The sequence below is a fragment of the Aquimarina spinulae genome (assembly GCF_943373825.1).
In the GTDB taxonomy this organism is placed as follows: Bacteria; Bacteroidota; Bacteroidia; order Flavobacteriales; family Flavobacteriaceae; genus Aquimarina; species Aquimarina spinulae.
The window spans coordinates 3,945,873-3,971,933 of record NZ_CALSBP010000002.1 but is presented as its reverse complement, the minus strand read 5'-3'; the positions used below and the strand labels follow the sequence as shown (position 1 = coordinate 3,971,933).

24 protein-coding genes are annotated in these 26,061 nt (G+C 31.1%); 7 read left to right on the top strand and 17 right to left on the bottom strand.

From position 1 onward, the window contains the following. Positions 1-28: 28 nt before the first annotated feature. The 5 genes from NNH57_RS22485 to NNH57_RS22465 all read left to right on the top strand — a co-directional run bounded on the left by NNH57_RS22485 (position 29) and on the right by NNH57_RS22465 (position 3,759). A complete protein-coding gene (locus NNH57_RS22485) occupies positions 29-577 on the top strand; it encodes an RNA polymerase sigma factor (RefSeq protein WP_074406498.1) in 549 nt (182 codons plus the stop codon). Further along, positions 574-1,134, top strand: coding sequence for a hypothetical protein (locus NNH57_RS22480; protein ID WP_074406499.1), 561 nt, complete (start codon positions 574-576; stop codon positions 1,132-1,134). The genes NNH57_RS22485 and NNH57_RS22480 overlap by 4 nt, the downstream gene beginning before the upstream one ends. Beyond that, on the top strand, positions 1,115-2,206 hold the full coding sequence (locus NNH57_RS22475; RefSeq protein ID WP_108808852.1) for a DUF4097 family beta strand repeat-containing protein: 1,092 nt from the start codon (positions 1,115-1,117) through the stop codon (positions 2,204-2,206). Before NNH57_RS22480 ends, NNH57_RS22475 begins: the two co-directional genes overlap by 20 nt. Positions 2,207-2,235: 29 nt before the next feature. Further along, positions 2,236-2,970, top strand: a complete 735-nt coding sequence (locus tag NNH57_RS22470; RefSeq protein ID WP_108808851.1) for a head GIN domain-containing protein — start codon at positions 2,236-2,238, stop codon at positions 2,968-2,970. 168 nt (positions 2,971-3,138) lie between these two features. Next, positions 3,139-3,759, top strand: coding sequence for a tyrosine-protein phosphatase (locus NNH57_RS22465; RefSeq protein WP_254504252.1), 621 nt, complete (start codon positions 3,139-3,141; stop codon positions 3,757-3,759). 114 nt (positions 3,760-3,873) lie between these two features. Here the strand turns inward: NNH57_RS22465 and NNH57_RS22460 are convergent, their stop codons facing one another. From NNH57_RS22460 to NNH57_RS22440, 5 genes are all read right to left on the bottom strand, one after another. After that, complete coding sequence (locus tag NNH57_RS22460) at positions 3,874-5,724, bottom strand: GumC family protein (protein ID WP_254504250.1); 1,851 nt, start codon at positions 5,722-5,724, stop codon at positions 3,874-3,876. Further along, entirely contained in the window at positions 5,699-6,235 is a 537-nt protein-coding gene (locus tag NNH57_RS22455; RefSeq protein ID WP_254504248.1) for a Wzz/FepE/Etk N-terminal domain-containing protein, read from the bottom strand. Before NNH57_RS22455 ends, NNH57_RS22460 begins: the two co-directional genes overlap by 26 nt. A gap of 7 nt (positions 6,236-6,242) precedes the next feature. Continuing rightward, positions 6,243-6,935 carry a polysaccharide biosynthesis/export family protein gene (locus NNH57_RS22450; RefSeq protein ID WP_234423422.1) on the bottom strand — a complete coding sequence of 231 codons (693 nt, stop codon included), beginning with the start codon at positions 6,933-6,935 and terminating at the stop codon, positions 6,243-6,245. A gap of 332 nt (positions 6,936-7,267) precedes the next feature. Next, the gene (locus tag NNH57_RS22445; RefSeq protein WP_074406504.1) at positions 7,268-9,196 is read right to left on the bottom strand and encodes a polysaccharide biosynthesis protein; all 1,929 of its coding nucleotides are present in this window, start codon (positions 9,194-9,196) and stop codon (positions 7,268-7,270) included. Next, on the bottom strand, positions 9,193-10,326 hold the full coding sequence (locus tag NNH57_RS22440) for a DegT/DnrJ/EryC1/StrS family aminotransferase (protein WP_074406505.1): 1,134 nt from the start codon (positions 10,324-10,326) through the stop codon (positions 9,193-9,195). Before NNH57_RS22440 ends, NNH57_RS22445 begins: the two co-directional genes overlap by 4 nt. 774 nt (positions 10,327-11,100) lie before the next feature. Between NNH57_RS22440 and NNH57_RS22435 the strand changes: the two genes are divergently transcribed. Beyond that, complete coding sequence (locus NNH57_RS22435) at positions 11,101-12,459, top strand: MBOAT family O-acyltransferase (RefSeq protein ID WP_328515251.1); 1,359 nt, start codon at positions 11,101-11,103, stop codon at positions 12,457-12,459. A 54-nt stretch (positions 12,460-12,513) separates the two neighbouring features. Continuing rightward, positions 12,514-13,485, top strand: a complete 972-nt coding sequence (locus NNH57_RS22430) for a hypothetical protein (protein WP_074406507.1) — start codon at positions 12,514-12,516, stop codon at positions 13,483-13,485. Here NNH57_RS22430 and NNH57_RS22425 read toward each other — a convergent pair. From NNH57_RS22425 to NNH57_RS22370, 12 genes are all read right to left on the bottom strand, one after another. Beyond that, on the bottom strand, positions 13,482-14,303 hold the full coding sequence (locus tag NNH57_RS22425) for a helix-turn-helix domain-containing protein (protein ID WP_108808849.1): 822 nt from the start codon (positions 14,301-14,303) through the stop codon (positions 13,482-13,484). The genes NNH57_RS22430 and NNH57_RS22425 overlap by 4 nt on opposite strands. Then, on the bottom strand, positions 14,304-14,582 hold the full coding sequence (locus NNH57_RS22420) for a putative quinol monooxygenase (protein WP_159099306.1): 279 nt from the start codon (positions 14,580-14,582) through the stop codon (positions 14,304-14,306). A gap of 53 nt (positions 14,583-14,635) precedes the next feature. Continuing rightward, positions 14,636-15,811: a GNAT family N-acetyltransferase gene (locus NNH57_RS22415; protein WP_074406510.1), complete on the bottom strand. Its 1,176-nt coding sequence runs from the start codon at positions 15,809-15,811 to the stop codon at positions 14,636-14,638. After that, the gene (locus tag NNH57_RS22410; protein WP_074406511.1) at positions 15,808-16,896 is read right to left on the bottom strand and encodes a GNAT family N-acetyltransferase; all 1,089 of its coding nucleotides are present in this window, start codon (positions 16,894-16,896) and stop codon (positions 15,808-15,810) included. The genes NNH57_RS22415 and NNH57_RS22410 overlap by 4 nt, the downstream gene beginning before the upstream one ends. A 38-nt stretch (positions 16,897-16,934) precedes the next feature. Further along, a complete protein-coding gene (locus NNH57_RS22405; RefSeq protein ID WP_132066183.1) occupies positions 16,935-19,169 on the bottom strand; it encodes a NeuD/PglB/VioB family sugar acetyltransferase in 2,235 nt (744 codons plus the stop codon). Positions 19,170-19,253: 84 nt separating this feature from the next. After that, a complete protein-coding gene (locus NNH57_RS22400) occupies positions 19,254-19,859 on the bottom strand; it encodes a sugar transferase (RefSeq protein ID WP_074406512.1) in 606 nt (201 codons plus the stop codon). A gap of 86 nt (positions 19,860-19,945) precedes the next feature. Further along, a complete protein-coding gene (locus NNH57_RS22395) occupies positions 19,946-20,614 on the bottom strand; it encodes an acetyltransferase (RefSeq protein ID WP_108808847.1) in 669 nt (222 codons plus the stop codon). Between the two features lie 57 nt (positions 20,615-20,671). Then, the gene (locus NNH57_RS22390; protein WP_074406514.1) at positions 20,672-20,911 is read right to left on the bottom strand and encodes an acyl carrier protein; all 240 of its coding nucleotides are present in this window, start codon (positions 20,909-20,911) and stop codon (positions 20,672-20,674) included. Between the two features lie 10 nt (positions 20,912-20,921). Beyond that, positions 20,922-22,418: an AMP-binding protein gene (locus tag NNH57_RS22385; RefSeq protein ID WP_074406515.1), complete on the bottom strand. Its 1,497-nt coding sequence runs from the start codon at positions 22,416-22,418 to the stop codon at positions 20,922-20,924. Positions 22,419-22,435: 17 nt separating this feature from the next. Then, complete coding sequence (locus NNH57_RS22380; protein ID WP_074406516.1) at positions 22,436-23,533, bottom strand: hypothetical protein; 1,098 nt, start codon at positions 23,531-23,533, stop codon at positions 22,436-22,438. A gap of 22 nt (positions 23,534-23,555) precedes the next feature. Beyond that, positions 23,556-24,161, bottom strand: a complete 606-nt coding sequence (locus NNH57_RS22375) for a sugar transferase (protein ID WP_074406517.1) — start codon at positions 24,159-24,161, stop codon at positions 23,556-23,558. 393 nt (positions 24,162-24,554) lie between these two features. After that, entirely contained in the window at positions 24,555-25,700 is a 1,146-nt protein-coding gene (locus NNH57_RS22370) for a glycosyltransferase family 4 protein (protein WP_108808846.1), read from the bottom strand. Between the last annotated feature and the right edge of the window lie 361 nt (positions 25,701-26,061).

Genomic DNA, 26,061 nt, shown 5'->3' with positions numbered 1-26,061 from the left:
ATCTTTATGTTAAAGTAAATTATATTTTTTGTCACTAACCCAACTAAATACAGAGCAATTAATTGCGAAATGTCGCGAGCAAGATCAAAATGCGCAGCTCGAAACATACAATCGTTATTATAAGGCAATGTACAATACAGCATTGAGAATCATAAAGGACACAGCAGAAGCTGAAGATATTATGCAAGAAGCTTTTTTAACAGCTTTTACAAAACTATCAATGCTAGAAGATAATAATATGTTTGGGGCCTGGTTAAAAAGGATTGTTATTAATGCCAGTTTAACCGCTACACGTAAAAAAGATGTTCATCGTGAGGTAGCCCTAGAAACTGTTGAGTATGCTCTTACAGATAGCAACGGAATTGTAGAAGAAGATCTTGCTTCTGTAAAAGTAAATACAGTACTAAATACACTAACTCAACTTAAAGACAGCTATAGTACTGCATTATCATTACACCTTATAGAAGGTTATGATTATGAAGAAATCTGTCAGATCATGAATATATCATATTCTAATTGTCGTACGCTTATTTCGCGCGCAAAAGAAAGCTTACGAAAAAAATTACAATTTGTATGAGTACCGATAAAATAGAAAAGTTATTTAAACGTATGCAAGATCAATTAGACATACATGAACCTTCTGCTAATCACCAAATGCGGTTTTTAGAAAAGTTGCAGCAACAAAACAAAGTTGTACAATTGCAGCCTAAAAAGGTAAATTGGTATAAACCACTTGCAATAGCTGCTTCGATTGCTATAGTATTTGGAATGGCAGCAATGACTTTTATGTTTAGTCCAAAAGAAGAAGTAGATCTGGCAAATGTTTCTCCTCAAATGGAGGAAACTCAAAGCTTTTTTACCTCTGCTATTCAATTGCAACTCGAAGAAATCGATAAAGTTTCTTCTATAGAAACCAAAGAATTGGTTTTGGATGCAATGAATCAATTAGAAAAACTGGAATCTGATTATGAAACACTTAAAAAAGATCTTTTTCAAAGTGGAAACGATAAACGTGTAATTAGCGCTATGATTAAGAACTTTCAGAAACGTGCAAATTTATTAGACGAAGTACTTCAAAAAATTAACAGCATTAACGAATTTAAATTATCAGAAAATGAAAACTTTATACTATAATATAATCCTCTTATTGATGATTCCTGCTTTGGCATTAGCCAATAATGGAGATCTGAAAGGAAAATATACCAAAGAAAAAACATTAAAAAAAGACTTCTCGGTTAACGCAGATGCGTTATTAAAAATTAGTAATGATTATGGTAACCTGGATATTACTTCCTGGAATGAAAATCGAATCGTTATGGAAATTACCATTAAAGTAAGTGGAAACAATGAAGAAAAAGTGATCAAAAAACTAGAATCTATCGATGTCGAGTTTGATTCTTCTTCTCAAATGGTTACTGCCAAAACCACTTTTAATAAAAATAATAGCTCCTGGTGGGATAAATGGACTAGCGGATGGAACAACAATATGAATATGAAAATCAATTATACCGTAAAAGTTCCTGTAACTAATAGTGTAGATTTTAATAATGATTACGGAAGCATCACTTTGGATAAGATAAAAGGTAATGCTAAAATTAATTGCGATTATGGTCAAATTATTATCGGAGAACTATTAGGCGATAACAATTACATCAACATAGATTATACTAATAACAGTACTATTTCTTACATGAAAAATGGAAAAATCAATGCAGACTATTCTGATTTTGAAGTTGGCAACGGTGATAAGATTGATCTTAATGCAGATTATACACAGTCAAAATTTAAATCGATAAAAAACTTAAACTATAACTGCGATTATGGCGGGATTCGAATAGAAAATGGCGGTAAAATCATAGGACATTCAGATTATGTTAATACAAAATTTGGGAGTATTTCTGAAGAACTAAGCATTGATTCTGATTATGGGTCTATCGAAGTTCGTTCGCTACAGCCAACCTTCAAAAACGTAACAATTAAAACAGATTATACCAGCGTTAATATTGGATATGAAGATGGATGCACCTTTGATTTTGCAATTAAGACTTCATATGGAGGTATTAAACTAGATGAAAGTATAAACGTACAAAAGAAATACGTTAAGGATTCTAAAAAAGATTATCAAGGGTATAGTGGCCAAGCTAATAGTGGTAAAGCAATTAATATTACCTCTAGTTATGGTGGAATCAAATTAAGAAAAAACTAATATATACAAAACATTAATACATCAATACAATGAGAACAGCAGCATTTATTATAGGACTTACATTATGCAGTATAACTTCTTTACAAGCACAATGGTGGGGAAATGGGAAAAAAATTAATGGTAATGGCAATTCTATTACCAAAAACAGATCGACATCAGACTATGATCAAGTAAAAGTAAAAGGAAGTTTGGATGTATCCTTAATATCTGGTACAGAAGGAAAAATCACAATCAAAGGAGAAAGTAACCTTATTGATTATATAGTAACCGAGATCCAAGGAGATGCTCTTAGAATTTATGTGAAAAAAGGGTTTTATCTAAAACCTTCTGTAGGAAAAAAACTAATTATTACTGTTCCTTTTAAAGATCTAACTCAAGTTACATTATCAGGATCGGGAGATGTGTATAGTTCTGATACAATTAAGGCTTCTGATTTTAAAACCGGAGTATCTGGGTCTGGTGATATTCAACTTGTTGTTGATGCCGAAAACATATGGGGACAAGTATCTGGATCTGGTGATCTGGTATTAAAAGGAAGTACCGGTAGTTTTAACGGAAATGTATCTGGTTCTGGAGACCTTTCTGCGTATGACTTAAATGCAAAAAATGTAACAGCAACCGTATCTGGGTCTGGTGATATTGAAGTAATGGCTACTACCTACTTAAAGGCTCGTGTATCTGGATCTGGTGATATATTTTATAAAGGAGACCCTCAAAAAGAAGATAAAAAAGTATCTGGATCAGGAGATATTACAAAAAGATAGTATTAAGATAACTATTAAATACATCAAACTGTTTAAGAATCTCTATTCTTAAACAGTTTTTTATGTATAATAAATCTATATTTTTACATTTTATTTGTTATAATGCACTAATAATGTTATTATAACAGATATATTTTATTTTACGTTCACCCCAAAACAAAAATCAAATTGCGGTTCTTATCAAAAAAAGAGGTTCCTTTTAAAGAAATTGTACCCGATGGTTACATTGATATTCATTCACATTTACTTCCGGGTATTGATGATGGAGTAAAGACAATTTATCAATCGGGATATATCCTTGAGCAATTTGAAAATTTTGGTTTTAAAAAAGTAATTACTACTCCTCATATAATGCAAGATATATGGCCAAATTCTTCGCAAACTATAACTAGTAATTTAAAAAAGCTCAAAGATGTTCTTGTTCCTTTGGGAATAACAAAAATCGAATTACAGGCAAGTGCAGAATATATGATGGACGATTTGTTTTATAAGCGTATAAAAAACAATGATATTTTACCATTACACCAAAATTATATCCTGGTCGAAATGTCTACTTTTGCCCCTCCTATTAATCTAAATGAAATCTTATTCGAAATTAAATTAGCAGGATACATTCCTATTTTGGCACATCCAGAGCGATATACTTTTTATCAAGATGATCTAAAAAAATATGATGAGTTAAAAGCATCAGGGTTTCTATTTCAGGTTAACCTATTATCAATATCTGGATATTATGGTGAGCAAATCAAATCTTTTACAAAAAAAACTGATAGATCAGGACTATATTGATTTTACGGGTACAGATATCCATAATTATCATCAATTAGAAGTTCTTGAGAAAGGATTTGATTTTAAAATTGCTAAAAAGATTACTTCATTAATGAAAAATAATATCGAATTTTCTTAATTCTTTTTTCCATAACCGTATCCATAGTTATAACCAGTCTTATTACCAGCTGCATTAAGTAAAACTGCAATATTTGGTAAACGTTTTTCTCTATAGAAATTTTCTGGAACCTGTAATACTCTTTTATCAGAGTAATTTTCTCTTACTATATAAATACTTAAATCTGCGTGTTTTGCTATTAAAAGCGTATCGGTTACAAGGCTAACAGGAGCAGTATCTACAATAATATAATCGTAGTGTTCTTCTAGATACTTAAACATTACATTTACTCTTTCTTGCATTAAAAGTTCTGCAGGGTTAGGTGGTATTGCTCCAGATGGTACAATATCAAATGCATCTTCTTTTTTATATTTATATATGATATCTTCTGGAGTTAATTCATCATTCATTATAAAATTAGTAAGTCCTTTAGAATCTTTCCCATTAGGTAGATCAAAAAACTTATGAAATTTAGGATCTCTTAAATCCGTACCCAAAAAGGCTACTTTTTTTCCTGAAATGGCTAAAGTTTTAGCCAAGTTTGAAGAGATTAAAGTCTTTCCTTCTCCAGAAATAGTAGAGGTAACAAAAATAACTTTTCCTTTAGTTTTGTTAATTCCTGCCATTAAGAAGTCTAAATTTGTTCTTAAGATCCTAAATGCTTCTGCTATTCCTGATCTATCATTTTGCGAAATCATTATTTTATTTTTGGATTTCACCTTTGGTATAGACCCAATAATTGGCATAGAAAGTACTTTTTCGAGGTCTTCTCTAGAACTTACTTTTACATTTAACAAATCTGAGGTATAAATAATAAGAAAAGGCAATATCAAACCAAGAAAGAAAGCTCCTGCATATATTGTTTTCTTATTTGGAGATACTGGATATGATCCCAATGTAGACGCTTTATCGATTACTCTGGCATTAGAAAGCGTAATATGACTCTTTATCTCTGCTTCTTCTCTTTTTTGAAGTAGATAAAGATATAATTGTTCTTTTATGGTCTGTTCCCGCTCTATAGCTCTAATATCTTTCTGTCGTGTTGGTGCGCTATATATTTGACCTCCAAAATATTGATTCTGGGTATTTAAGCTTCGTAATTGCCCATTGATAGAGTTTTTAAGGCTATTTAAACTTCCTGTTAGAACTTGTCTTAATCCACCAATTTGTTGATCTATATTTACAACAACTGGATTCTTTATACTCGAAGTTTTTAATAAACGTTGTCTCTGAAGAATTAATCCATTATATCTTGATATCGTAGTAGCAACTGTTGGATCACTAAATCCAGAATTAGATTGTGGTACAAGATCAAACTTACCATCTTGGCTAAGCACAAACTTTCGCATCGATTCTATAAAATATAGCTGTGTGTTTAGCCGTGCTATTTCTTGAGAGTTTTTTGTATCTAAATCTGAAAACTGTTGAGCTTGAACTGCCACATCACTACTAGTTAATCCTCTACTCGATTGATACGTTGCCGCTTGATCATCTACTTGGGTCAAATCTCCTGAAATAAGCTCTAAACGATCATTTATAAAATCAGCAGTTCTTGCCGAAGCTTGTTTTTTATTTTCTATAGTTGCCTTGTTGTATTCTTCTACAAGGTTATTAATAATATCTTTTGCTTTTTCCTTGACCGGGTCGTTTAACGACAATCTAACAATTGCCGAATTTTTAACCGAAATAATAGATAATCTATTTCTATATGACTCGGCAACAAACTTTACTGGCGTTACTACAATTTTGATGATTTTACCAATACTAGCATTCATAGTATCCATACTTGGAGTAATAATAATATCACCAATACTAGTACTAATAGTATTTCCGAAGGAATGGTTACTTACTTTTTGTTTTTTTTTCATCTAAAAACGAGAAAGAGGTGTCAGAATCAATTTGCACATGAAAAACTTTTGATTTTTTATGTACAATAGAATCATCTGATAAAAAATTAATTTCAATAAGTGATTTTGGGTAATTCTCTACTTCTAGAATTCTTCCTTCACTAAAATATCGAACATTAAGTTTTAAATTATTAACTACATTAGTTAATAACGTTCTTGATTTTAAAATTTGAATCTCATTTTCAATTTTATTCTGCCCATCATCCAATAAACCAAGATCTTTAAATGCCGACAACTCTGATTCACCCATACTTTCATCCTGAGAGATCACAATACTAGAAGACACATTATATTGAGGAATTGTATACCTTACTTTAAGATACGCCAAACTAACAAAAATAAAGACACTTAATACAAACCAATACCAACGTTTAAGGTATTTTAAAATTTGATCTCTAAGATTAAAACTAAATCCAGAAGATGAATCAAAATTAGTATTCTTCGTAGGGGTATTATTAGTATTAGAAATCATATACTTATTATCTTACAACTAGAGTTACTACAGATATAATTACACCAACAATACTAATAATGACACCAAGGGTGTTATCACGTGTTTTGGATTCTTTTATTCTTGAGTTATTTGGCTCAACATAAACAACGTCATTTTGTGCCAGATAATATACAGGGGATTCAAAAATTGATTTAGAAGTAAGATCTACACGATGATATGTATTTACTCCTTCATTTTCTCTAATCACCATTAGGTTTTCTCTTCTTCCTTTAATAGTCATATCTCCCGCTAAACCAAGGGCTTCAATAATAGTAATTCTTTCATTGGGTATTGTATAAGAACCAGGTCTTGATACTTCTCCCATAACGGTAATCTTAAAATTTTTAAGCCGTACACTTACTATAGGATCATTGATATAAATTTTTAGCTTTTCTTTAATCATTTCCTTAACCTCGATTCGAGTTAGGCCAGCAATTTTTAGCTCTCCCAAAACAGGAAAATCAATATTTCCTTCTTCGTTTATTAGGTACGTAGGTTCACCTGATCCTGCAGAACTTACTGCATTTCCTCCTCCGCCTTCTCCTAGTGACATAGAAGAACTTTGCATTAAATTAAATGGTCTTGCTGCATCCATATCTGCTGCAGAAACCAGTATCCCAACGATATCATCAACTTTAAAAATAGAGGTGAAAGAATTTGTAGAAGAAATCTTCTCCAAATTTGCAGAATTTTGAAAATAAACCACATTTTCAGGTACTTTACAGGAAAAAACTGATATTAATACCACAAATAATAACAAAAATCTACATCGCATATTTTAATACTTTATAAGTAAGCCTATTAATAGAGTTACAAAAATATAACTTTATTTAGTTTAGCAATAAGATTTTGCTTTATCTATACTATTTTCCTTTCACGCGTTCTAAAAGAACACCATAAAACATTTAGGCAAGTTTATTCCCCTAAACAAGCCTATCTCTTCTTACTAAAATGTTTTGAAGGTATTTTTTCCCTTACTATATAATACCTACTATTTTGTTACATCAAGCTCTATGCAAGAACTTCTCGCTTACCTTGAATACTTTTCTTATTAATTTTATCAATACTTTCGAAGGTAGAATTATTGGAGATAAATTCTGGAACTATCTCTTTTAATTTTCCTACAATTTGATGATCCTGGCTTAGTAAATTCATAATACAAAGGTCATCAATTTTATCTTTTACCAATACACAATCATTATCATCAAATCTACTTATCATTATTTTCTTGTGATAGGTTGGTAACGTATTTTCTGTATCAGCCAGGAGTTCTTCATACAATTTCTCTCCAGGTCTAAGGCCTGTTATTTTTATATCTATATCTTCTGGATATCTAAGGCCAGATAATCGTATCATTTTCTTTGCAAGGTCAAAAATCTTTACAGATTCTCCCATATCAAAGATAAATATTTCGCCTCCATTACCCATTGTTCCTGCTTCTATAACCAATTGAGAAGCTTCTGGTATAGTCATAAAAAAGCGAGTTACATCTTTATGAGTAACTGTTAATGGCCCTCCTTTTTGGATTTGTTTTTTAAATAATGGAATAACAGATCCATTCGATCCCAGTACATTTCCGAATCTAGTGGTAATAAATTTAGTATTACTGGTTCCATTAATACATTTTATATACATTTCGGCAACTCTCTTGGTTGCTCCCATCACATTGGTAGGGTTCACTGCTTTATCTGTAGATACAAAAACAAACTTATCTACACCAAACTCAGATGACAAATCTGCAAGTTTCCTGGTTCCAAGTACATTAATTTTAATTGCCTCACAAGGATTATTCTCCATTAGAGGTACATGCTTATATGCTGCTGCATGAAAAACCATATTAGGTCTATACTTTTCAAATATAGTTTCTACTCTTTGATGGTCTCTTATATCAGCAACAATAGGCGTAAAATTGGTTACTCCTTTACTTAAAAGCTCTTGTTGTAAATCATATAAAGGGGATTCTGCCTGATCAACCAAAACAAGATGTCTATAGCTATAATATGAAGCTTGTCTTACTATTTCACTTCCTATTGATCCAGCTGCTCCTGTTATCAAAATCACTTTATCATTAAGTTCTTGTGTGATATTCTGATTATCCATACTAATAGGAGCTCTTTCTAATAAGTCTTCTATTTGAATTTCTTTAATTTGAGAAACCTTTAATTTACCATCAATCCAATCATTTACTGCGGGTATTATTTTAACGGTAACCTTTAGCTTAAGCAAGTTATCAGAAATTTCTGAGAGTCTTTTTTTACTTATATGTGGAATAGATACAACGATCTCCTTAATATTGTTCTTTGTTATAAAGCTTTGATTAATCATTCCCGAAGGATATACCTTAATCCCATTAATTGTCTTACCAATTTTTTGAGAATTATCATCAACAAAACCAACTACAGATAAGGATCTGTTTGAATCATTAGTAACCGCTGCAAGGGTTATTAATCCAGAATCTCCTGCCCCATAAATCAATATTCTAGAAGTTTCTCCTATTTTTGACTTCACATAGTAGTAGCAATATTTAAATATCAAACGACTTGTAGTAAGTGTTATAATATTTAATAAATAGTGCACGCAAATTATAGACACAGGAATATTTAACAATTCTGGCAATAGTGCTAATCTACTGGATGCCATAAAAAATCCCATTAAACTAATTAAGATAGTTACAGCAACAAACAGGTTATAAGCATCTCTCATTCCTGTATGTCTAACCACTCCTTTATAGGATCCTATCATTAAAAAGCTTAAGGTAGATAAACCTGCTATAATTGGTAATTGGTATATTAAATTAGTGGTATCAAAATTTAACGTGATTCCAAATCTAATTACGTACGCCAAAAAGAAATTAAAGATCGTAATTAACACATCAATAGATAAAACTAGCCATTTAGATGCGTGTTTATGCGAATTATTTATAAGGTAGCTCTTTATCATCTCAATACATTTTTAATTACTGATACAATTCTATATAAATCATCTTCTTCAAGATTAGACCCGCTGGGTAAGCAAAGGCCGCGATCAAATAGGTCATCAGAAATTCCATTGAGGTAAGCATCACAATCTGCAAATACAGCTTGTTGATGCATGGGCTTCCATAACGGTCTTGATTCTATGTTTTCTTCTGCCAGTGATAACCGTATTCCTTCTCTTAACTTATAAGAGCTGGTTTCTATACAGGTTAACCATCTATTAGAATGATATCCAGAAGGTTCTTCTAAAAACTTTATTTCAGAGGAATCTTCAAGGTTCTTTTTGTAAAATTCAAAATTACTACGTCTATTATCAACATGGGCATCCAAAACTTCCATCTGCCCTCTTCCTATGCCTGCAGTAATATTGCTCATTCTGTAATTATATCCTATTTCAGAATGTTCATAATGAGGTGCATTGTCTCTGGCTTGAGTTGCCAAGAAAATGGCTTTATCTTTATGTTCTTGTTTTTTAGAAACAAGTGATCCACCTCCAGAGGTAGTAATAATCTTATTCCCATTAAAAGAAAGGATAGCAATATCTCCAAAAGTTCCACAGTTAATTCCTTGATAAGAACTTCCTAAGGCTTCTGCACTATCTTCTAATATAGGGATTTTGTATTCTGAAGCAATATTATGAATAGCCTCTACATTATATGGCATTCCATATAAATGTACAGCAATAATTGCTTTAGGCTTTTTACCTTTTGCAATTCTGTCTTTTATTGCTATTTCTAGTTGATCTGGACATAGATTCCAGGTACTTCTTTCGCTATCTATAAATATAGGTTTAGCACCAAGATATACTATTGGATTGGCCGAAGCAGCAAATGTCATACTTTGGCATAATACTTCATCACCAACCGTAACACCAAGTAGTTTTAACCCAAGGTGTAATGCAGCTGTACCAGAACTTAATGCTGCAGCATAAACATCTTCTCCAAGGTAACTTTCAATATCACTCTCAAATCCATTAACGTTTGGACCCAAAGGTGCTACCCAGTTTGTGTCGAATGCTTCTTTTACGAATTTTTGCTCTGATCCACCCATATGCGGTGAAGAAAGCCATATTTTTTTTGAATCAATTATATTCATAATTTTCCCATTAATAATGAACAATAATTTCCTATTGACATAACAATTACGCGACATGCATAACAATTAGTCAAATCTTTTTGATGACAATCTAAAAAACGCTGGAAGAAGGGGGGTAGAACTTCCTTTTTTGAACTTACTTTACATTTGTTTTCCAAAGCTAAAATAGTCTAGTTAAATCAATTAACAATTCAAAATTTAATTTTTTAGACAGAATACTTAAAAAAAACGTTCAATGACTCACGTTTGCCTAAATATTGCCTTACAATACGGAAATCCCGTAAGAAAAGTATTATAGATACTCCATAAAACTACTTGTAATAAAAAACGAATTTAAACCTAAAATCATAATTTACCGCAAAATTAAACATAATGCATCACCAAAATTCATTTTTCGTATTACTTTTTTGTAAACTATTTTGGGTAGTACAAGTATAGTTTAATAATAAATTAATTTCATGGGGATAACACCTATTTCTGAACAGGGGCATTTCCCCCACTTATCATCATTTTTTTTTATAACAAAACCTAGTATTTAGTATCAAATAAAAAATAACTTCATAAATATTTGATTTATAAAATTAAATACACAAAATTTATGCCCTTCAATAGCAATGAGATATTTTCGCTATATTTCTTTGTGTAACCCTTCTCCGAATTTTATAATTATATACGGTATAGATGTTATTCAATTCTTTAGATTTTTTTATATTCCTGCCAGTCGTTTTTGTTCTTTACTGGTTTATTTTCTATAAAAAAATTCAAATTCAGAATTTGTTTATACTTATCGCCAGTTATATCTTTTATGGCTTATGGGATTGGCGATTTCTATTTCTTATACTCGCAAGTACTGTTGTTGATTTTTTTATAGGTCAAACTATTCATGCTAATGATTCTGCTTCAAAAAGAAAAGCCTGGTTATGGGTAAGTGTAATTTTTAACATCGGTCTTTTAGGCTTCTTTAAATACTACAATTTCTTTATAGGGTCCTGGGTAGATTTTCTTTCTGTTTTCGGATATGAGCTTAAAAGCACATGGACATTACAGATTATTTTACCTGTAGGCATATCTTTTTATACGTTTCAGACCATGTCGTATTCATTAGATATTTATTACAAAAGATTAACGCCTACCAAGAATTTTATTGCATTTGCTACTTTTGTTAGTTTTTTCCCTCAATTGGTTGCTGGCCCCATAGAGAGAGCTTCTAATCTCTTATCACAAATCACCACCAAAAGAATTTTTAATTACACACAATGCACAGAAGGCCTAAGGCTTATACTTTGGGGGTTATTCAAAAAAGTAGTTATTGCAGATTCTATTGCTCCTATTGTTGATGATATCTTTCTTAATTATAACGATTATTCTGCTTCTACTTTAATCCTTGGCGTATCGCTTTTTAGTTTTCAGGTTTATGGAGATTTTAGTGGGTATTCTGATATCGCTATAGGAACAGCCAAACTATTTGGAATAGAATTAATGTCTAACTTTAAGTTTCCTACATTTTCTAGAAATGTTGCCGAATATTGGCAGCGATGGCATGTTTCTTTATCCACCTGGTTTAGACATTACGTATATATCCCTCTTGGCGGAAGCAGAGTAAGCAAACTTAAATCGGTTAGAAATATTATTATTATTTTCTTAGTGAGTGGTTTTTGGCATGGTGCAAACTGGACTTTTATCGTATGGGGAGCAATTCATGCTGCTTTATACATTCCTGTTTTTTTAATGGGACGAAATCGTATTTATATGAATACTGTGGTAGCAGAAAATCGCTGGCTTCCCTCTTTAACAGAAATCTCACAAATTTTACTCACTTTTTTATTAGTCACATTTTCTAGAGTATTCTTTAGATCTGAGTCCATTACAGATGCTTTTGGTTTTTTAGAGCAGATATACGCCAATTTTTCATACGAAACCTATCAACATCCTTTAGGGTATCGCATGGTAGATTATTTTATTTTGTTAGGTCTTTTTATTTTATATGAATTTAGAATCAGAAGAGACGAGCGCGCTCCTTTTAAATTTAAGTCTAGAATCGTGAGATTCGTTGCATATACTTTAGTAATTTTAGGAATGTTACTGTTTTTTGATGATAACATAGACAGATCATTTATTTATTTCCAATTCTAATTAAAAATAGATAATGACAATAAAAAAAGCATTATGATATAATTTTAAAGTCACATGAAAAAACTTATAATCAAAAGTATCTTATATGTTTTTTTAATACTCATCGTATTAGAAGGCTTAGTGCGTGTTTTTCATTTAGGAAAAGACACTCCTACCCGATTTCTCGACGAATACAAAGTAGAAAAATGGAAACCAAACCAAAATGGTTTTTCGGTTACTGGAAACAGAAGGCAAAATTTTTCAGAATATCATATTAATACGACAGGGTATAATTCTTATAGAGAATTTATCCCAACAAAAGATAAAATCGAAGTAGCATTGGTTGGGGATTCATTTATAGAAGGGTTTCATCAAAACTACTACAACTCTATTGGTAAAAAGATTGAAAATGCTATTCCTGAAATTGAAGTATATGAATATGGCTATGCCGGTTATGATTTTGCAGACCAACTACACCTGATACATTCGTATGCTTCTCAATTCGATCTTATTGACCACGTTATTTTGGGTATAAAATTCTCTAACGATTTAACGCGTGCAGAATACCGGGTTGTTAATAGTCGATTAGCTTTAGAGTCTCCCATGAACAAAATGCTTAAAAAAAGTAAACTAATAGTATACTGTAAAAGCATTGGGATTTTAGATCCTCCTCAGGAACTTATGTATCGATTCCTTAATATGCTTAAACCCAAAAAAAAGACAGTTTCGATAGATGATGCCGAAATTTTGAGAATTAAAAAAGAAAATGAAGAGAAATACCTGGCCAACTTCAAAAGCTTGATTTCTAAATATGGATATGATAAAAAACGATTTACGCTTCTTTTAGACTCCAAAATAACAAGTCCTCTATTTTTATCGTATTTAGAAAAAAATGAATTTAATTACATCGATTTCTCTGCTTCTTTTGAAACCTCTGATCGTTCTACTACTTTAATCTATGACAGACACTGGAACAATCATGGTAGAGATATCATAGCAAAGGATATTACCCAATATTTAGGAGATATCAACTTTGTAAAAAACTAATACCTTTCTGGTGCTTTTATTGATTTATCATAAAAATGATGATCATAATTCTTTGTCACAAAATAGTTAGAAGGCTTTTCTTCGGTAAAAAACTGAAATTCGTTGATAAAATGGCTTTGATCGTAATAGCCATGATCTAATGCAGTAGACAAATACCCAGGGTTTCTGTTTAATAGTATTTTTTTTACCGTAGCTTCAAACCGTATAATTCGTTGGATTTTCTTTGGCGTAATCCCAAATTGAGATTTAAAATTTCTTTCAAACTGGCGGTAACTCAAATTAGTATAAGCAGCTAATTCTTTTAAAGAAATTGAATTATACTGCTTATACAAAGAATGCATGATAGTGTCCCATTTGTCATTTTGTTTATTATGGTAATCATACAAACATTTAAGCAAAAAGGACTCTATACATTTAATTTTGTCATTAATAGTATGGTGCTCATTTAGTTTCTCTAAAAAATATTTACCCTTAACCCCCCAAATATCCTCGACAGAAGCAAACTGATTGTTTAGTTCTATAAATGGAATTGAAGAAAAGTGACGAAAAGCCCCACTTTTAAATCGAACCGATATAAAAGAAACATCACTAAACTCATCTATATGTAATATTGAATTTCTAGGACAAATAACATGGCCATTATCACATTTATGATTATTTATTAGCAATGGTTCATGAGTATGAAACAACAATTCTAAACCTGTACCAGGCAAAATCGCAGGCAATTTAAATGCTCCCGAATGTTTTAGCACATAAATTCGATCAACATATGTCGCCAAACTTTTATTAGGTTTATATGACGTTTTATTGATTAACAATTAGAAAACTTCTATTACTGGTTCTGATGTAAGTATTGAGGATACCAGTGAAATAAATTCTTTAAAATGATTCGAAGAATTATGAGCATCCACTGCATTCATATTTGTATATTCTTCATAAAAAATAAACTCTGTATCAACATCTATTTCTTGATATAAACGATAGGTTATACAACCTTCTTCTAAATTACTTTCCCGAACCATCTTTTTTGCTTGTATCAAAAATTGTTCGGTACTTTCTTTCTGCACACTTAATCGTGCTGTAATTGTTTTTTTCATATCACAAATATATACCGACATACAATGCCAGGATTGTAAAAAAACGACATCATTTAAGACATATGTAAATTGGTCTCAAAAACAATTTTTTGCATCTTCGATTTCCCGATAATCAAATATGTATTTTCTTCTTCCAAAACTTTTAATACGCTAACATCTGATACTTTTTCAATACTAGTATACAAAAAGTCAAACACAATTTTTCTTAAAAAATTATACTCGACACTATTATAATCTATTATAGGGTATTGTTTTTCATACTGTGCCTCTATTATAGGTAATGCTTGGTATTCTGGCTCCTGTAAGACAACAGTGCTCTTTTTTCGTTTTGCTTTATATTTTTTATATCGAACATAAGCTATTTTAAAAACAAATTCTTTAAAACTTACTTTCAAATATTCGATAGTGGCACTAATAGCGGCAGAAATAGATTTTTTGGGATAGATTATTTGGTGTTCAAAATTATAGATATGATTGCACCATTCTCGTTTGTAAGTAAGATCTCCCATCCCCATCTCATATGACTTATGATTATTTGCGATACACCAATCTAATTTCTTATAAATTTCTACACTCCCTAAACTAAATTTTCGGTAATCAATATCATATGATGATATTGCACTAAATAATTGTCCGTGAAAATGATTATTAAGTGATATAACTATTGGATTATCATTGTCATAAACAACAAACAATGATGCTTTTTTTTGATTAATCAAAGAAAAATATATGCTTTTATAGTGATCCCATCGAATAAGACTTTGACTCACATCATTACGCTGTTTAAATCTTCTGATCAACATTTTTTCTAAACAATCCATCAATAGATCGTATTCCTCCTCTTCTATTGCGCCATAATATGTTTTATATGAAATCTGAAAACATGATTCGAGTCGTTTTACTCTCCTTCTTATTCCTTTTGCATTACTTCGGAAACGATATTTTACATAAGCATCTGCACTAGCAAAACCATCCAGTAAAATAGCATAGCCCTTAAAAAACTGATTAATTTTTTTTAGATTAAATACTCCTTTATTAAGTTCTGGTTTTAGATAATCAGCTATAAAGAAAACCGAGTAAACCGTATCGGGATTATTTATTAATTTCTCATCATAATCTGGATTAATTAATCCTTCTTCACTTTCTAAATTACCAATCTTAGGAAATATTTTTGGTATCAATCCTTTTTCAAAAAGTTCAAAAAAATAATCTATCTGGACCTTTTTCATATACTTAATCTATAAAAAGGAAAAAAATAATCTTTTACATTCTCTTTATGAACATGAGAATATTCTGGATTGGCAGAGCGACATAGCTCATCGTAAATTTTTTCATTAATAATTTTTCTTCCGGTATGAAAAATCACATCCTCATCTTTTGGAAAAAGTGATTTTTTATGTCTGTACAATCCATCACCATCTTTCATACCTCCTCCTAAAACATAACATTTGATCTTATTTTTGATCGCCCATTCTATAATTTTCACTCTAAGAAAATCATTAGGTCTATAACTAAAATACTCTGCATTTGTTCCCCCTAGAAATGCAAAAATAGTATCCTTATAACCAATGATAAGTTCGATAGAAATTGGGATACCTTCGTAATACGCAATAGCAATAGAAAAATTATCTAAATTTGATAATATCAGGTTTTCAAAATAAGTATTGGAGAAAAAATAAATACGATCTGCATTATTGCGATTCATCGTATTCACATAGATATCATTAAAGATTTTAATGATATCTTTTGTTATTTCATGCTTATGAAATATTTTAAATACTAAATTGTGATTCACTGCCTTTCTGTAGTTATTTCTAACTTTAGGTAAAAATGCCACCCATTGATCGTCAAAATTATCTAAAAGATGCCCTCTAACATTTGATAATGTATTAGTTAAACATCCTGAATATTTTTTGTGGTTTCCATTTAAACTAAATCGAATAAACTCTGTTACTACATTATGATCCATATACCATTGATCAACATTGTCCCAAAATTGAGCAATATCTTCTTCTGTAACAGTATCATTAAATAAAGGTCCACTATAGCCATATGGGCTTGTAACATCAAAATACGGATGTTTCTGATCTTTTATTTTTATTTCTCTAAAAACAAAAGGCATTAGAATAACAGGCTCTTTTTCTTTTTCAAACAAAAAGTATTTTAGCGTATCAGAATCCTTCTCAAAATGTAACAAATGCTCGGCCGAATAATATACATTGTTGTTCCATTTTTTTTGAAGGAGCGTCTTATATTCTATGATGTCTGATTTTTCATCAAGGTTTTTAATTAACAGTTTGTAATTTTGCTCCAATTGTAAAAATATTAGTTAGGTATGGTTGTTTATTAGTACTATATAGGTTTTTCTTTTAATTCAGTTTTTTTTAAAAAGTAATCATTCATTTTTTCAGATAACACTTGTGATAGCCATATAATTCTACCACAATGTTCAACATGCCACACAGCTTTCCCATCAAACACATTTCCTGCTAGTAGTGGTCCGACAATATGTAAATTATCAGAAGCTTCTAATTGCTCATTAACTTCGAATCCTATCTTAGAATCGTTAGGTTTGCAATATCCTTTCTCTATTAATTTCTTTAATAATTCTGGGATATTTTGTTTGGTTAGATTTGTACTACCTACACAATTAATCACTATACCTACAGAATCTTCATGGGTCTTATTTTTCCCAGATTTTGTATCTAAATATTCTAAAGAATATTCTCCTGTAGTTTCGTTATTAATATCTCTAAATCGTCCTGCAATATGATCAAAACGATTTTCCTCCTTCAATTCATCAACGGTTTTAGAATAATGAAAACCGGCACATCGTTGTCTTCTTCCTATTTCATTACCATAATGGCAAGCAAACTTTTTTAGTTCTTCTGGGTCTAACTTATTTAACAAAGTGCCAAAAGCTTTTGATATAATATCTACTGTAGACGCTGCTCCCAGATGAATCTGATCGGCATAATCCAAATCTTTAAATGTTGCTTCTGCTATAATTTCTGCAGTTATATTTTTTTCTTTGGTTAATGCCTGTAAGTTAAAAGGCGTGTATTCTTTTTTTCGTTTTTCATCGATAACGGCATCTGGCAATAATCCTTGAGTAGAAAGAATAATGAATTTATTAATTCTAGATTTTATTTTTTCGACATCATTTAATTTATAAAGCAACTCTAATCCACTTGCATTGGCTCCTACTATAAGCACATTAGTTTTCTTTTCTGATTGTTTTTCAAGAAAGCTATCGATTTTCTCTAAAGTTGTCTTTAACTCAGAACTGTAAGGATCATTTACAAAAAGTAAATTATCCTCTTCTATTATATCTTCATTTTTCCAAAGGTGATTAACAGGTAGAGAACCAACAGATAAGATTACTTTTTCAGAATAAACAGTGTCTTGGTTATCTAGAGACAATTCATATGTATTTTCTGATTTTTCTATATCAATCACTTCTGCATTGATGTAATTAACATCAATAGCACCTTTGATTTTAAATTCTTCTAATCTGTTTTTTACTTTTTCATTGATATACCATCCAAAAAAGCGGCGAGGGATAAAAAGATCTTCCCACTCATTATTTTTAATTTTATCCTCATGTTTGGTAATCCATTCAGAGGATAATGTACCTCCGTCTTTTTTTAATTCGTCTAATAACCAATTCTTATTATTATTAAGCCATTTAATAAATTTTCCCAATTCTGGTTCTGGCAAAAAGTTTTTTAAAGACGTTATAAGATGTACCGAAAAACCAGATCTTGAACCGTATGGTATCCCAGAGTGAAATTCTCTATATTTATCAATTATATTGATATTGATCTTTCTTTTTGTTTTATGGCTTTCTATAAGATCTAAAAAATGTAAAATCGTAAAGGATGATGAAATTCCTGAACCAATAAAAGTGATATCTGACGATTTTGGTTTGTTATTAAGCTTCAAGTCTGTGAGTTTTGTTTTTATTATTTTACCGGGATTACCAACAACTGTAGAATAATCAGGAACGTCTTTTAAAACTACGGCTCCTGCGCCAATGGTACACCATTTCCCTATTTTAACCTTTGGTATTACAACAGCACCAACTCCAACATGTGAACCTTCTCCAACCTCAACATGACCACATAAAGCAGCTTTTGGTGAGATGTGTGCAAAATTCCCTATAATATTATCATGGTCTATGCTTGCTGCTGTATTTATAATTACATGTTCTCCGATAACCGTATTGGGTTGAATTATCGCTCCTGCAAAAACAACGGTACCTTCTCCTATTTTTGCTGTTGGGGCTATAATCGCCGAATGATGTATTGCCTTTTCAAAATCACTTTTTAGAAAACCAGCTATCTCTGCTCTTTCTGCATTTATACCTACTGCCACAATTACAGGATATCCTTTATGTGGAAATTCTTTTAGATTTTTTCTTGCCCCAGAAGTTACATTCTTAGACGCATAATGACGTCCAGATGGTTTATCATCAAAAGTTTCGGTTACTTCATAACCGTTCTCTTCTAGTACTTCTCGTATGACTTGAGAATGCCCGCCAGCTCCATAAATCCTTATTTTTTTAGGGTCGTCAGTTATTTTCATTTTACTCATTACTAAATTTAAGTTGATTTGTTGGTTGTGTGAATTATAGTGTTCTATAAGAACTTTTATAAAAGTTTTTTTTAATTAGTTATTTCCTTTCCAAGCAGGCATAATGGTATTTTGATCGATGTTTACACCTTCTTTCTTAATTACTTTCTTTATGGTTAAAAATAAAATTTTTATATCTAACCTAAAACTTAGGTTTTCTACGTACCATACATCATATTCAAATTTCTGACTCCAGGATATTGTATTTCTACCTTTTACCTGTGCCCATCCTGTTATACCTGGTCTTACATCATGTCTTTTCTTTTGCGTCTCATTATACAAAGGTAAATATTCGACCAAAAGAGGTCTTGGCCCCATTAAACTCATATCTCCTTTTAAAACATTAATAAGTTGTAAAATCTCATCTAAGGAGTACTTTCTAATAAATGCTCCTGCTTTGGTTATACGAGAAACATTGTGTACATCATCTTTATCCACTAATCTTAAATCAGACATTGTTTTAAATTTAATGATTTTAAAAAGTCGACCATTTTTTCCCGGTCTTAACTGAAAAAAAAATGGCTTACCGCTATTAACCACAATTAATATTAGAACCAGCACTAGTATAATGGGAGATAACATTACTATACCCAAAAAGGAAAGCACAAAATCTAATAATCGTTTTACATATGGGTTGTACATATATTTTTTATCGCTTTTATAAATTTAATTAACAACGCTTTATATCCGTAAGCTTACCATTATTTCTAAAATTATAATCTTTGTTCTTAGGACTTAGACAAATAGTTTTCTCCTTTTACAACAGTTCTTATTTCTTTTCCGGGAACTCCATAAACGAGTTTAAAATCATCTACATCGTTTAGAAGTAAAGCTCCTGCTCCAATAATACTATGTTTCCCAACTGTAATACCCTGAATAATATTTGCGCCCAGTGATATTGCAGTACATGTACCTATACTAACATTTCCTCCAACAGTAACTCCTGGTGCTAAACTAGAAAAGTCCTGTATATCACTATCATGATCAAAATTAGCATCGGTATTCATAATACAAAAATTTCCAATCCTTGCATGCGCATTAATAGTAACCGAAGCTAATATTATACTTCCCTTGCCGATCACAACACTTGGGCTAATTATTGCAGATGGATGAATTACTGTAATAAACTCAAAATCCGGAGATATTTTTTTTATTCTCTCTTGCATTAAAAACCTAGTCCAGTTATCTCCTATTGCTATAATTCCTTTATTAATCCCTTTTTCTACAAGATCTTTAATATAATCTTCTGTACCAAGCACTTCATAATCAAGTAGCTTTTCACCTTTTGGTTTAAACGTATCTATAAGACCATGAATTTGATAATTTGCATTCAACTCAATAGTTTCTATAATCACCTTAGCGTGACCCGAAGCTCCAATTATCAAAACTTTATCCATCCACGTTTTTTTTTTACAAATTATTTCTTGATATACCTACAAAAGTACTTTATATACTTATAATTCTGATTCTATGGTTCTTATTAAATCCCCGACATTATTCATATTCATTAAATCCATTAGTTTAAATTTAATACCAAAAGATTTTTCGACTTCAGAAATAATCATCATATGCGTTACAGATTCCCACCCATCAACATCATCTGCTGTAGTTTCATCGGCAAGTTGAAAATTATCATGCTCTAATACAGATACAAAAGCTTCTTTTACTTTTGATAAAATCTCTTCTTTACTCATTATTGATTATTTAATTTATGTCAAAATATGTTCTTAATTCTTTTCTGCTAATTTTTCCGTTGATACTATGCGGAAACTCTTTTATAAATCGTACATGTCCCGGAATCATATAATCAGGCATTTTAGTTTTCATATACTTGAATATCTCTTCAGTATCAAATTCTTCAGATTCTATAGCTAAGCCTAACTCTGCATTACCTAATGCATTGGTAATATCCAGGGCAACCATATTGACTTTTTTATCTGATTTTGTCTTTGCATGAAATTCAACTTCTGCCAGTTCTACCCGATATCCTCTAATTTTTACTTGAAAATCTGCTCTACCTACATATAAAAAATCCCCTTCTTCATCTTTAAAACAAAGATCTCCGGTTTTATAGTAACGTTGTTTTTTTCCATTTTCTTCTCTTACAAAAAAGCTTTGAGCATTTCGTTCTTCATTTTTCCAATATCCGGGAGTTATCTGTGGGCCTCCCAAAGATAGCTCTCCTGTTACATTTACTGGCACTTCTTCATTATTCTCATTTACCACAAGATACAACGTATCTTCTTGCGGTGTTCCTATGGCTATTATTCCATTATGGGCTTTTTGATGAGTTTCTTTATGATATGGATAAAAGCCACTATAAACAGTAAACTCTGTAGGGCCATAATAATTAAATATTTTACAATTAGGAAGGCATTCGCTCCATTCTTTGGCAATATCACTATGCAATGCTCCTCCTCCAAAACTACAATATCGCACATCGGGAGCATTAATTTCGGGGAAATAAGGCCTTAGATAATTTATGATCGAAGGCACCATTGTAAGAACTGTAAGCTTTTGTTCTTTAATAAGTTTAAAAATATAAAAATACTTAATTGCTCCTTTTGGTATCGTATAAATACAAGAACCTGATAAAAAAGGAAATAAATAGGTTACTACAGAAAAATCAAAAGTAAGTTCGAACATTTGTAAGCATCGATCCGAAGGAACCAGATTAAATTCTGGTTCTACATCTACTGCATTTACCAGCGCATTAACGTTATCAAAAGTAATAGGAACTCCTTTAGGAAGCCCTGTAGTACCCGAGGTAAATAATATATATGCTAATTGATCACCAGAAACATGTTTAGGCTTCAGGTTAATATCTGTAGTATCTAATGCTCCCGAAGCAATAACTTTATACTCCTCATAAATTGAAGTTTCAGAAGAATCAATAACATATCGTGTTTCTGTTAATTCAAAAACTTTATGATTACGCTCAATTGGTGTTGATGGATTTACAGGAACGTATGCTTTCCCCTCAAGCCAAAGTGCAAGGATACTTGCATAGGTCTGAAGATCATCATTGGTTACTAAACCAATTAGTTTTTCAGAATCTTCTACAGTAGTTGCTATAGCATCTCTAATCTTAGATATTTCAATAGCAAAATCATGATATGTATAAAATGTATTGTTTATACATAAAGCATTACAATCAGAATGGCTTTCTATCGAATCTTGTAGTTTTTTTACAAATTTCACACGTTTAAATTTTGGATTTAATAAAAATGTCCATCTCTATTCAACATATTTGAGTTTTCAAAATCGAGTTTGGTTTCATTATGAGCCAGTCCCTTTTTTGTCACTTTATGTGTAAAAACAGTACTATATCGTTTTGTTATACAATCTGATAACTGAGTATCATCTGTAAAAATAAACTTAGTTCTCTTTTGGATAAAATTCTCAATAAGAGCATCTACACACAAATTATAATTTTCTTCTTCTTTTACCAAAAAGTATTTAACATTAAACTCATTATAATTTATTACATAAGATAAAAAACCAATAATTTCATTTTCTTTTATAATTTTAAGATTATGAATGTAAATATTATTACTGGTTCCTGTTTGTAATGATGTATATGGATGTTTTGTTGCAATTGGGGTTTGCATATACTGCATCCCGTTAATCTGCCAGTTTATATATTCTTTTGTTTTATAGATCAGGTCATTTTTGCAAAGCGGATCTATAAACTCCCAGGTTTCATCATCCATCTGGTTGATATAATCATAAGAAAGTGTTTTTGTTCTTTTTCTAGCTTTAGGTCTATTTAGCATCCTAATACATGATGCTACCGTATTATCGATTCTATCCAGAACAAATTTAATTGATTTTAAAAATCGGAACCTTCCTATAAGCATCGATGCATCGAGACTAAAGAAGATGGTATGTCTTAATCTTGATGCGATTACAGTAAAAGGTTGTTTTTCGTAAAATGTAGTTACATTTTCTGCATACGATTTTATGAGAATTTGTTTCCCTGTTAGATTCACAGCTTCATTATAAATATAGGTTCCCAGAACTGTATCTTTATAATCTTTATGCACCCACCAGGAGATCATCCAATATACTTTTGATGGTTCTCTGTTTCCATTATTAAGCAGATCGGGAAACATAAAAACAAAAGAGATCATTTTTTCGTCTTCATAGCCAATAACTCCACAATAGTCTTCCTCTTCTATTCTCGAATTCGAAACTAGCCATAATGCTTTACTTTTGGGTAATGGGGTAAGATTTCCTTTCCAATAGGTATTTTTTTCTATACCTTCTCTAAGCATTTTTTTGGTTAAGGCTACTATGTTTAAATTTTTACTCATCTATTCTTCCTAAGAAATATAACTAGTTTGTACCGTCAAAATATTCTGATGTCAAGTCATTTGATAGATTCACATCTTCTTTTTGTATTACTTTTTTTAATGTTAATCCGATGATTTTCAGATCCAATAAAAAACCATAGTTTTCTACATACCAGACATCATATTCGAACTTTTTTTTCCAGGTAATAGAATTTCTTCCATTAACCTGAGCCCATCCGGTAATACCTGGTCTTACATCATGTCTCTTTTTTTGAACATCATTATACACAGGTAAATATTCTATGATCAAAGGACGTGGCCCTATCAGGGACATTTCTCCTAGTAATACATTAATCAATTGTGGAATTTCGTCTAAAGAAGTTTTTCTAACAAATGCTCCTACTTTGGTTATTCTATCCTTATCCGGTAGTAAATTTCCCTGTGCATCTTTTCTATCATTCATCGTCTTAAACTTTACGATGCTAAAAATCTTTTCATTTTTACCCGGTCTTCTTTGAACAAAAAAAGGTTTACCCTGATTTGCAATAGCCAGAAAAAGAATCAATAGTATAAATACAGGTGAAATAAAGATCAGTAATAGTAGCGAAATACTAAAATCAAGACTTCTTTTTATAAAAAATTTATACACCTTTTTTTTAAGTTTAAATGGCCATAAAAGGGACTCTATTATTTAATCCAACAAATGTATAAACCATTTGTTAAAAAGTGAAATAAAAGAATTACTATCTCCTTTACAATCATTAATATTAACAACCAAATGATATGATCCTAAGATTTATCCAGGATTATCATATAACACTAAAAATTGGGGGAATAAACAGACAAATATTATTTATACTACCAGGGAATGAAGCTAATAATTTGTCTATGATTCTATATCTAAAATCGAGAGTAAATATACAATCAATATTTTGGTTTTTGCTTTATTAAATTAACTTTTTTTAACAAGAAATTGTTATTAAAAAATTATGTATAAAAACAGATACAAACACATATTAAAAAAGTATATCTGTTGCCATAATTACAACGCGCGATACTCTTCTAAAAGCGCTTCCCACACGACTTTTCGTTCATACCGACTGGTGATCGATTCTCGTGCATTACCGGCCAAGGTATCTCGTTGGGTCTTGTCCTCTACCAGCGTTTTTAAATTCTTAAACAACTGTTCTGCATTTTTTACTGGGATGATTTTGCCATTTATACCCTCTGTAATAATCTCATTACAACCATTAATATCGGTAACAACACTAGCTAATCCCATAGATGCTGCTTGCATCACTACATTAGGAAACCCTTCGCGATAACTGGGAAATGCCAATATATCAGAAATGGCAAAATAAGGCCGTACATCATTCTGCCAGCCTACCGTAATAATATTTGGATTGGTATTAATTTCTTCTTCGGCATCTGGGGATAATGGATCCAAATCCTTTTCATAAGTACCTACCAATAGTAATTTTGCAGTAGCAGATGTTGTATTCAATTTCTTAAACGCATCAATAAGCTCATGTATACCTTTATCTTTTACCAGTCTACCAACATATATAATTACAGTGTCTGTGGGTCGAATACCAAGACTCTCAGATAATTTCAGGTTTTCTTCTTCAGTATAAAGTCCAGGATCAAAGAAAGAGGTATCTATTCCGTTAGAACTCCCATTGGCAATAACTTTTAACTTTTTTGGTGACGTATATTTATTAGTAATAATAATATCGTTAAGCCCAGATGAATTTGGGTAAATTTTGGTAGCACAGGCATAAGTGGCTTTTTCTACCGTATCCAACAGTATTCTCTTTGCTCCAGTAGCTTCGAGTAGTGGTAATCCGGCAATAGTATGTAAACGATGTGGAACTCCTGCCAGTTTTGCAGCTAACATAGATAATGTTCCTGCCTTAGGGGTATGACTGTGTACTATCTGTGGTTTTTCTTTTTTAAACAACTTGTACAGGGCATATACCGCTTTTAGATCTTTGAACGGAGTAATCTTACGAGTCATCTCTACCGGGATCACACGCACTTCTTCGTTTTGCGACACTACATCTAACTGTCCTTCTCCTTCTCCCGATACCCCAATGATATCATAATATTGAGACATAAATTTTAATTGTCCCTGTAATAATTTCCCCAATGATATAGGTACGGTAGTAACCCTAATTATTTTTTGCATTTTTCCCCAGGCTTAAAAAAGTATAACTAGTAAACTCATTATCTATTTTTGATTAACAATAACAATGAGTTGATTCTAAAATATTTTCGGATACAAATATAGTTATATGCGAGTGTTTGAAAACTTTAAATTATGGTTTCTTTTATTTTTTAATCGCTAAACAAAATAACTAGTAAGAATCTTGTTGTTTTCTGCGGAAAATCAACAAAAAAAGTAAGGTTTGCCCTAGTAAAATCAAGTATTTTCGTTTTTTGAAGAAAATTTAACATTTCCAAATAAAATTTACACAATTAATTTCCCAATCTTACGTTAGTGCACATAATAACTAACTCAAAAAAGTAACAACAAACTCAAAAAACAT

What these genes read in the sequence shown, in the direction of transcription:
- NNH57_RS22395 (WP_108808847.1), bottom strand. Translation starts at nt 20,614, where the DNA reads ATGGATAAAGTTTTGATAATTGGAGCTTCGGGTCACGCTAAGGTGATT.
- NNH57_RS22405 (WP_132066183.1), bottom strand. Translation starts at nt 19,169, where the DNA reads ATGAAAATAACTGACGACCCTAAAAAAATAAGGATTTATGGAGCTGGC.
- NNH57_RS22455 (WP_254504248.1), bottom strand. Translation starts at nt 6,235, where the DNA reads ATGATTTCTAATACTAATAATACCCCTACGAAGAATACTAATTTTGAT.
- NNH57_RS22380 (WP_074406516.1), bottom strand. Translation starts at nt 23,533, where the DNA reads ATGAGTAAAAATTTAAACATAGTAGCCTTAACCAAAAAAATGCTTAGA.
- NNH57_RS22475 (WP_108808852.1), top strand. Translation starts at nt 1,115, where the DNA reads ATGAAAACTTTATACTATAATATAATCCTCTTATTGATGATTCCTGCT.
- NNH57_RS22460 (WP_254504250.1), bottom strand. Translation starts at nt 5,724, where the DNA reads ATGAAAAAAAAACAAAAAGTAAGTAACCATTCCTTCGGAAATACTATT.
- NNH57_RS22480 (WP_074406499.1), top strand. Translation starts at nt 574, where the DNA reads ATGAGTACCGATAAAATAGAAAAGTTATTTAAACGTATGCAAGATCAA.
- NNH57_RS22415 (WP_074406510.1), bottom strand. Translation starts at nt 15,811, where the DNA reads ATGAAAAAGGTCCAGATAGATTATTTTTTTGAACTTTTTGAAAAAGGA.
- NNH57_RS22420 (WP_159099306.1), bottom strand. Translation starts at nt 14,582, where the DNA reads ATGAAAAAAACAATTACAGCACGATTAAGTGTGCAGAAAGAAAGTACC.
- NNH57_RS22390 (WP_074406514.1), bottom strand. Translation starts at nt 20,911, where the DNA reads ATGAGTAAAGAAGAGATTTTATCAAAAGTAAAAGAAGCTTTTGTATCT.
- NNH57_RS22470 (WP_108808851.1), top strand. Translation starts at nt 2,236, where the DNA reads ATGAGAACAGCAGCATTTATTATAGGACTTACATTATGCAGTATAACT.
- NNH57_RS22430 (WP_074406507.1), top strand. Translation starts at nt 12,514, where the DNA reads ATGAAAAAACTTATAATCAAAAGTATCTTATATGTTTTTTTAATACTC.
- NNH57_RS22400 (WP_074406512.1), bottom strand. Translation starts at nt 19,859, where the DNA reads ATGTACAACCCATATGTAAAACGATTATTAGATTTTGTGCTTTCCTTT.
- NNH57_RS22445 (WP_074406504.1), bottom strand. Translation starts at nt 9,196, where the DNA reads ATGATAAAGAGCTACCTTATAAATAATTCGCATAAACACGCATCTAAA.
- NNH57_RS22370 (WP_108808846.1), bottom strand. Translation starts at nt 25,700, where the DNA reads ATGCAAAAAATAATTAGGGTTACTACCGTACCTATATCATTGGGGAAA.
- NNH57_RS22440 (WP_074406505.1), bottom strand. Translation starts at nt 10,326, where the DNA reads ATGAATATAATTGATTCAAAAAAAATATGGCTTTCTTCACCGCATATG.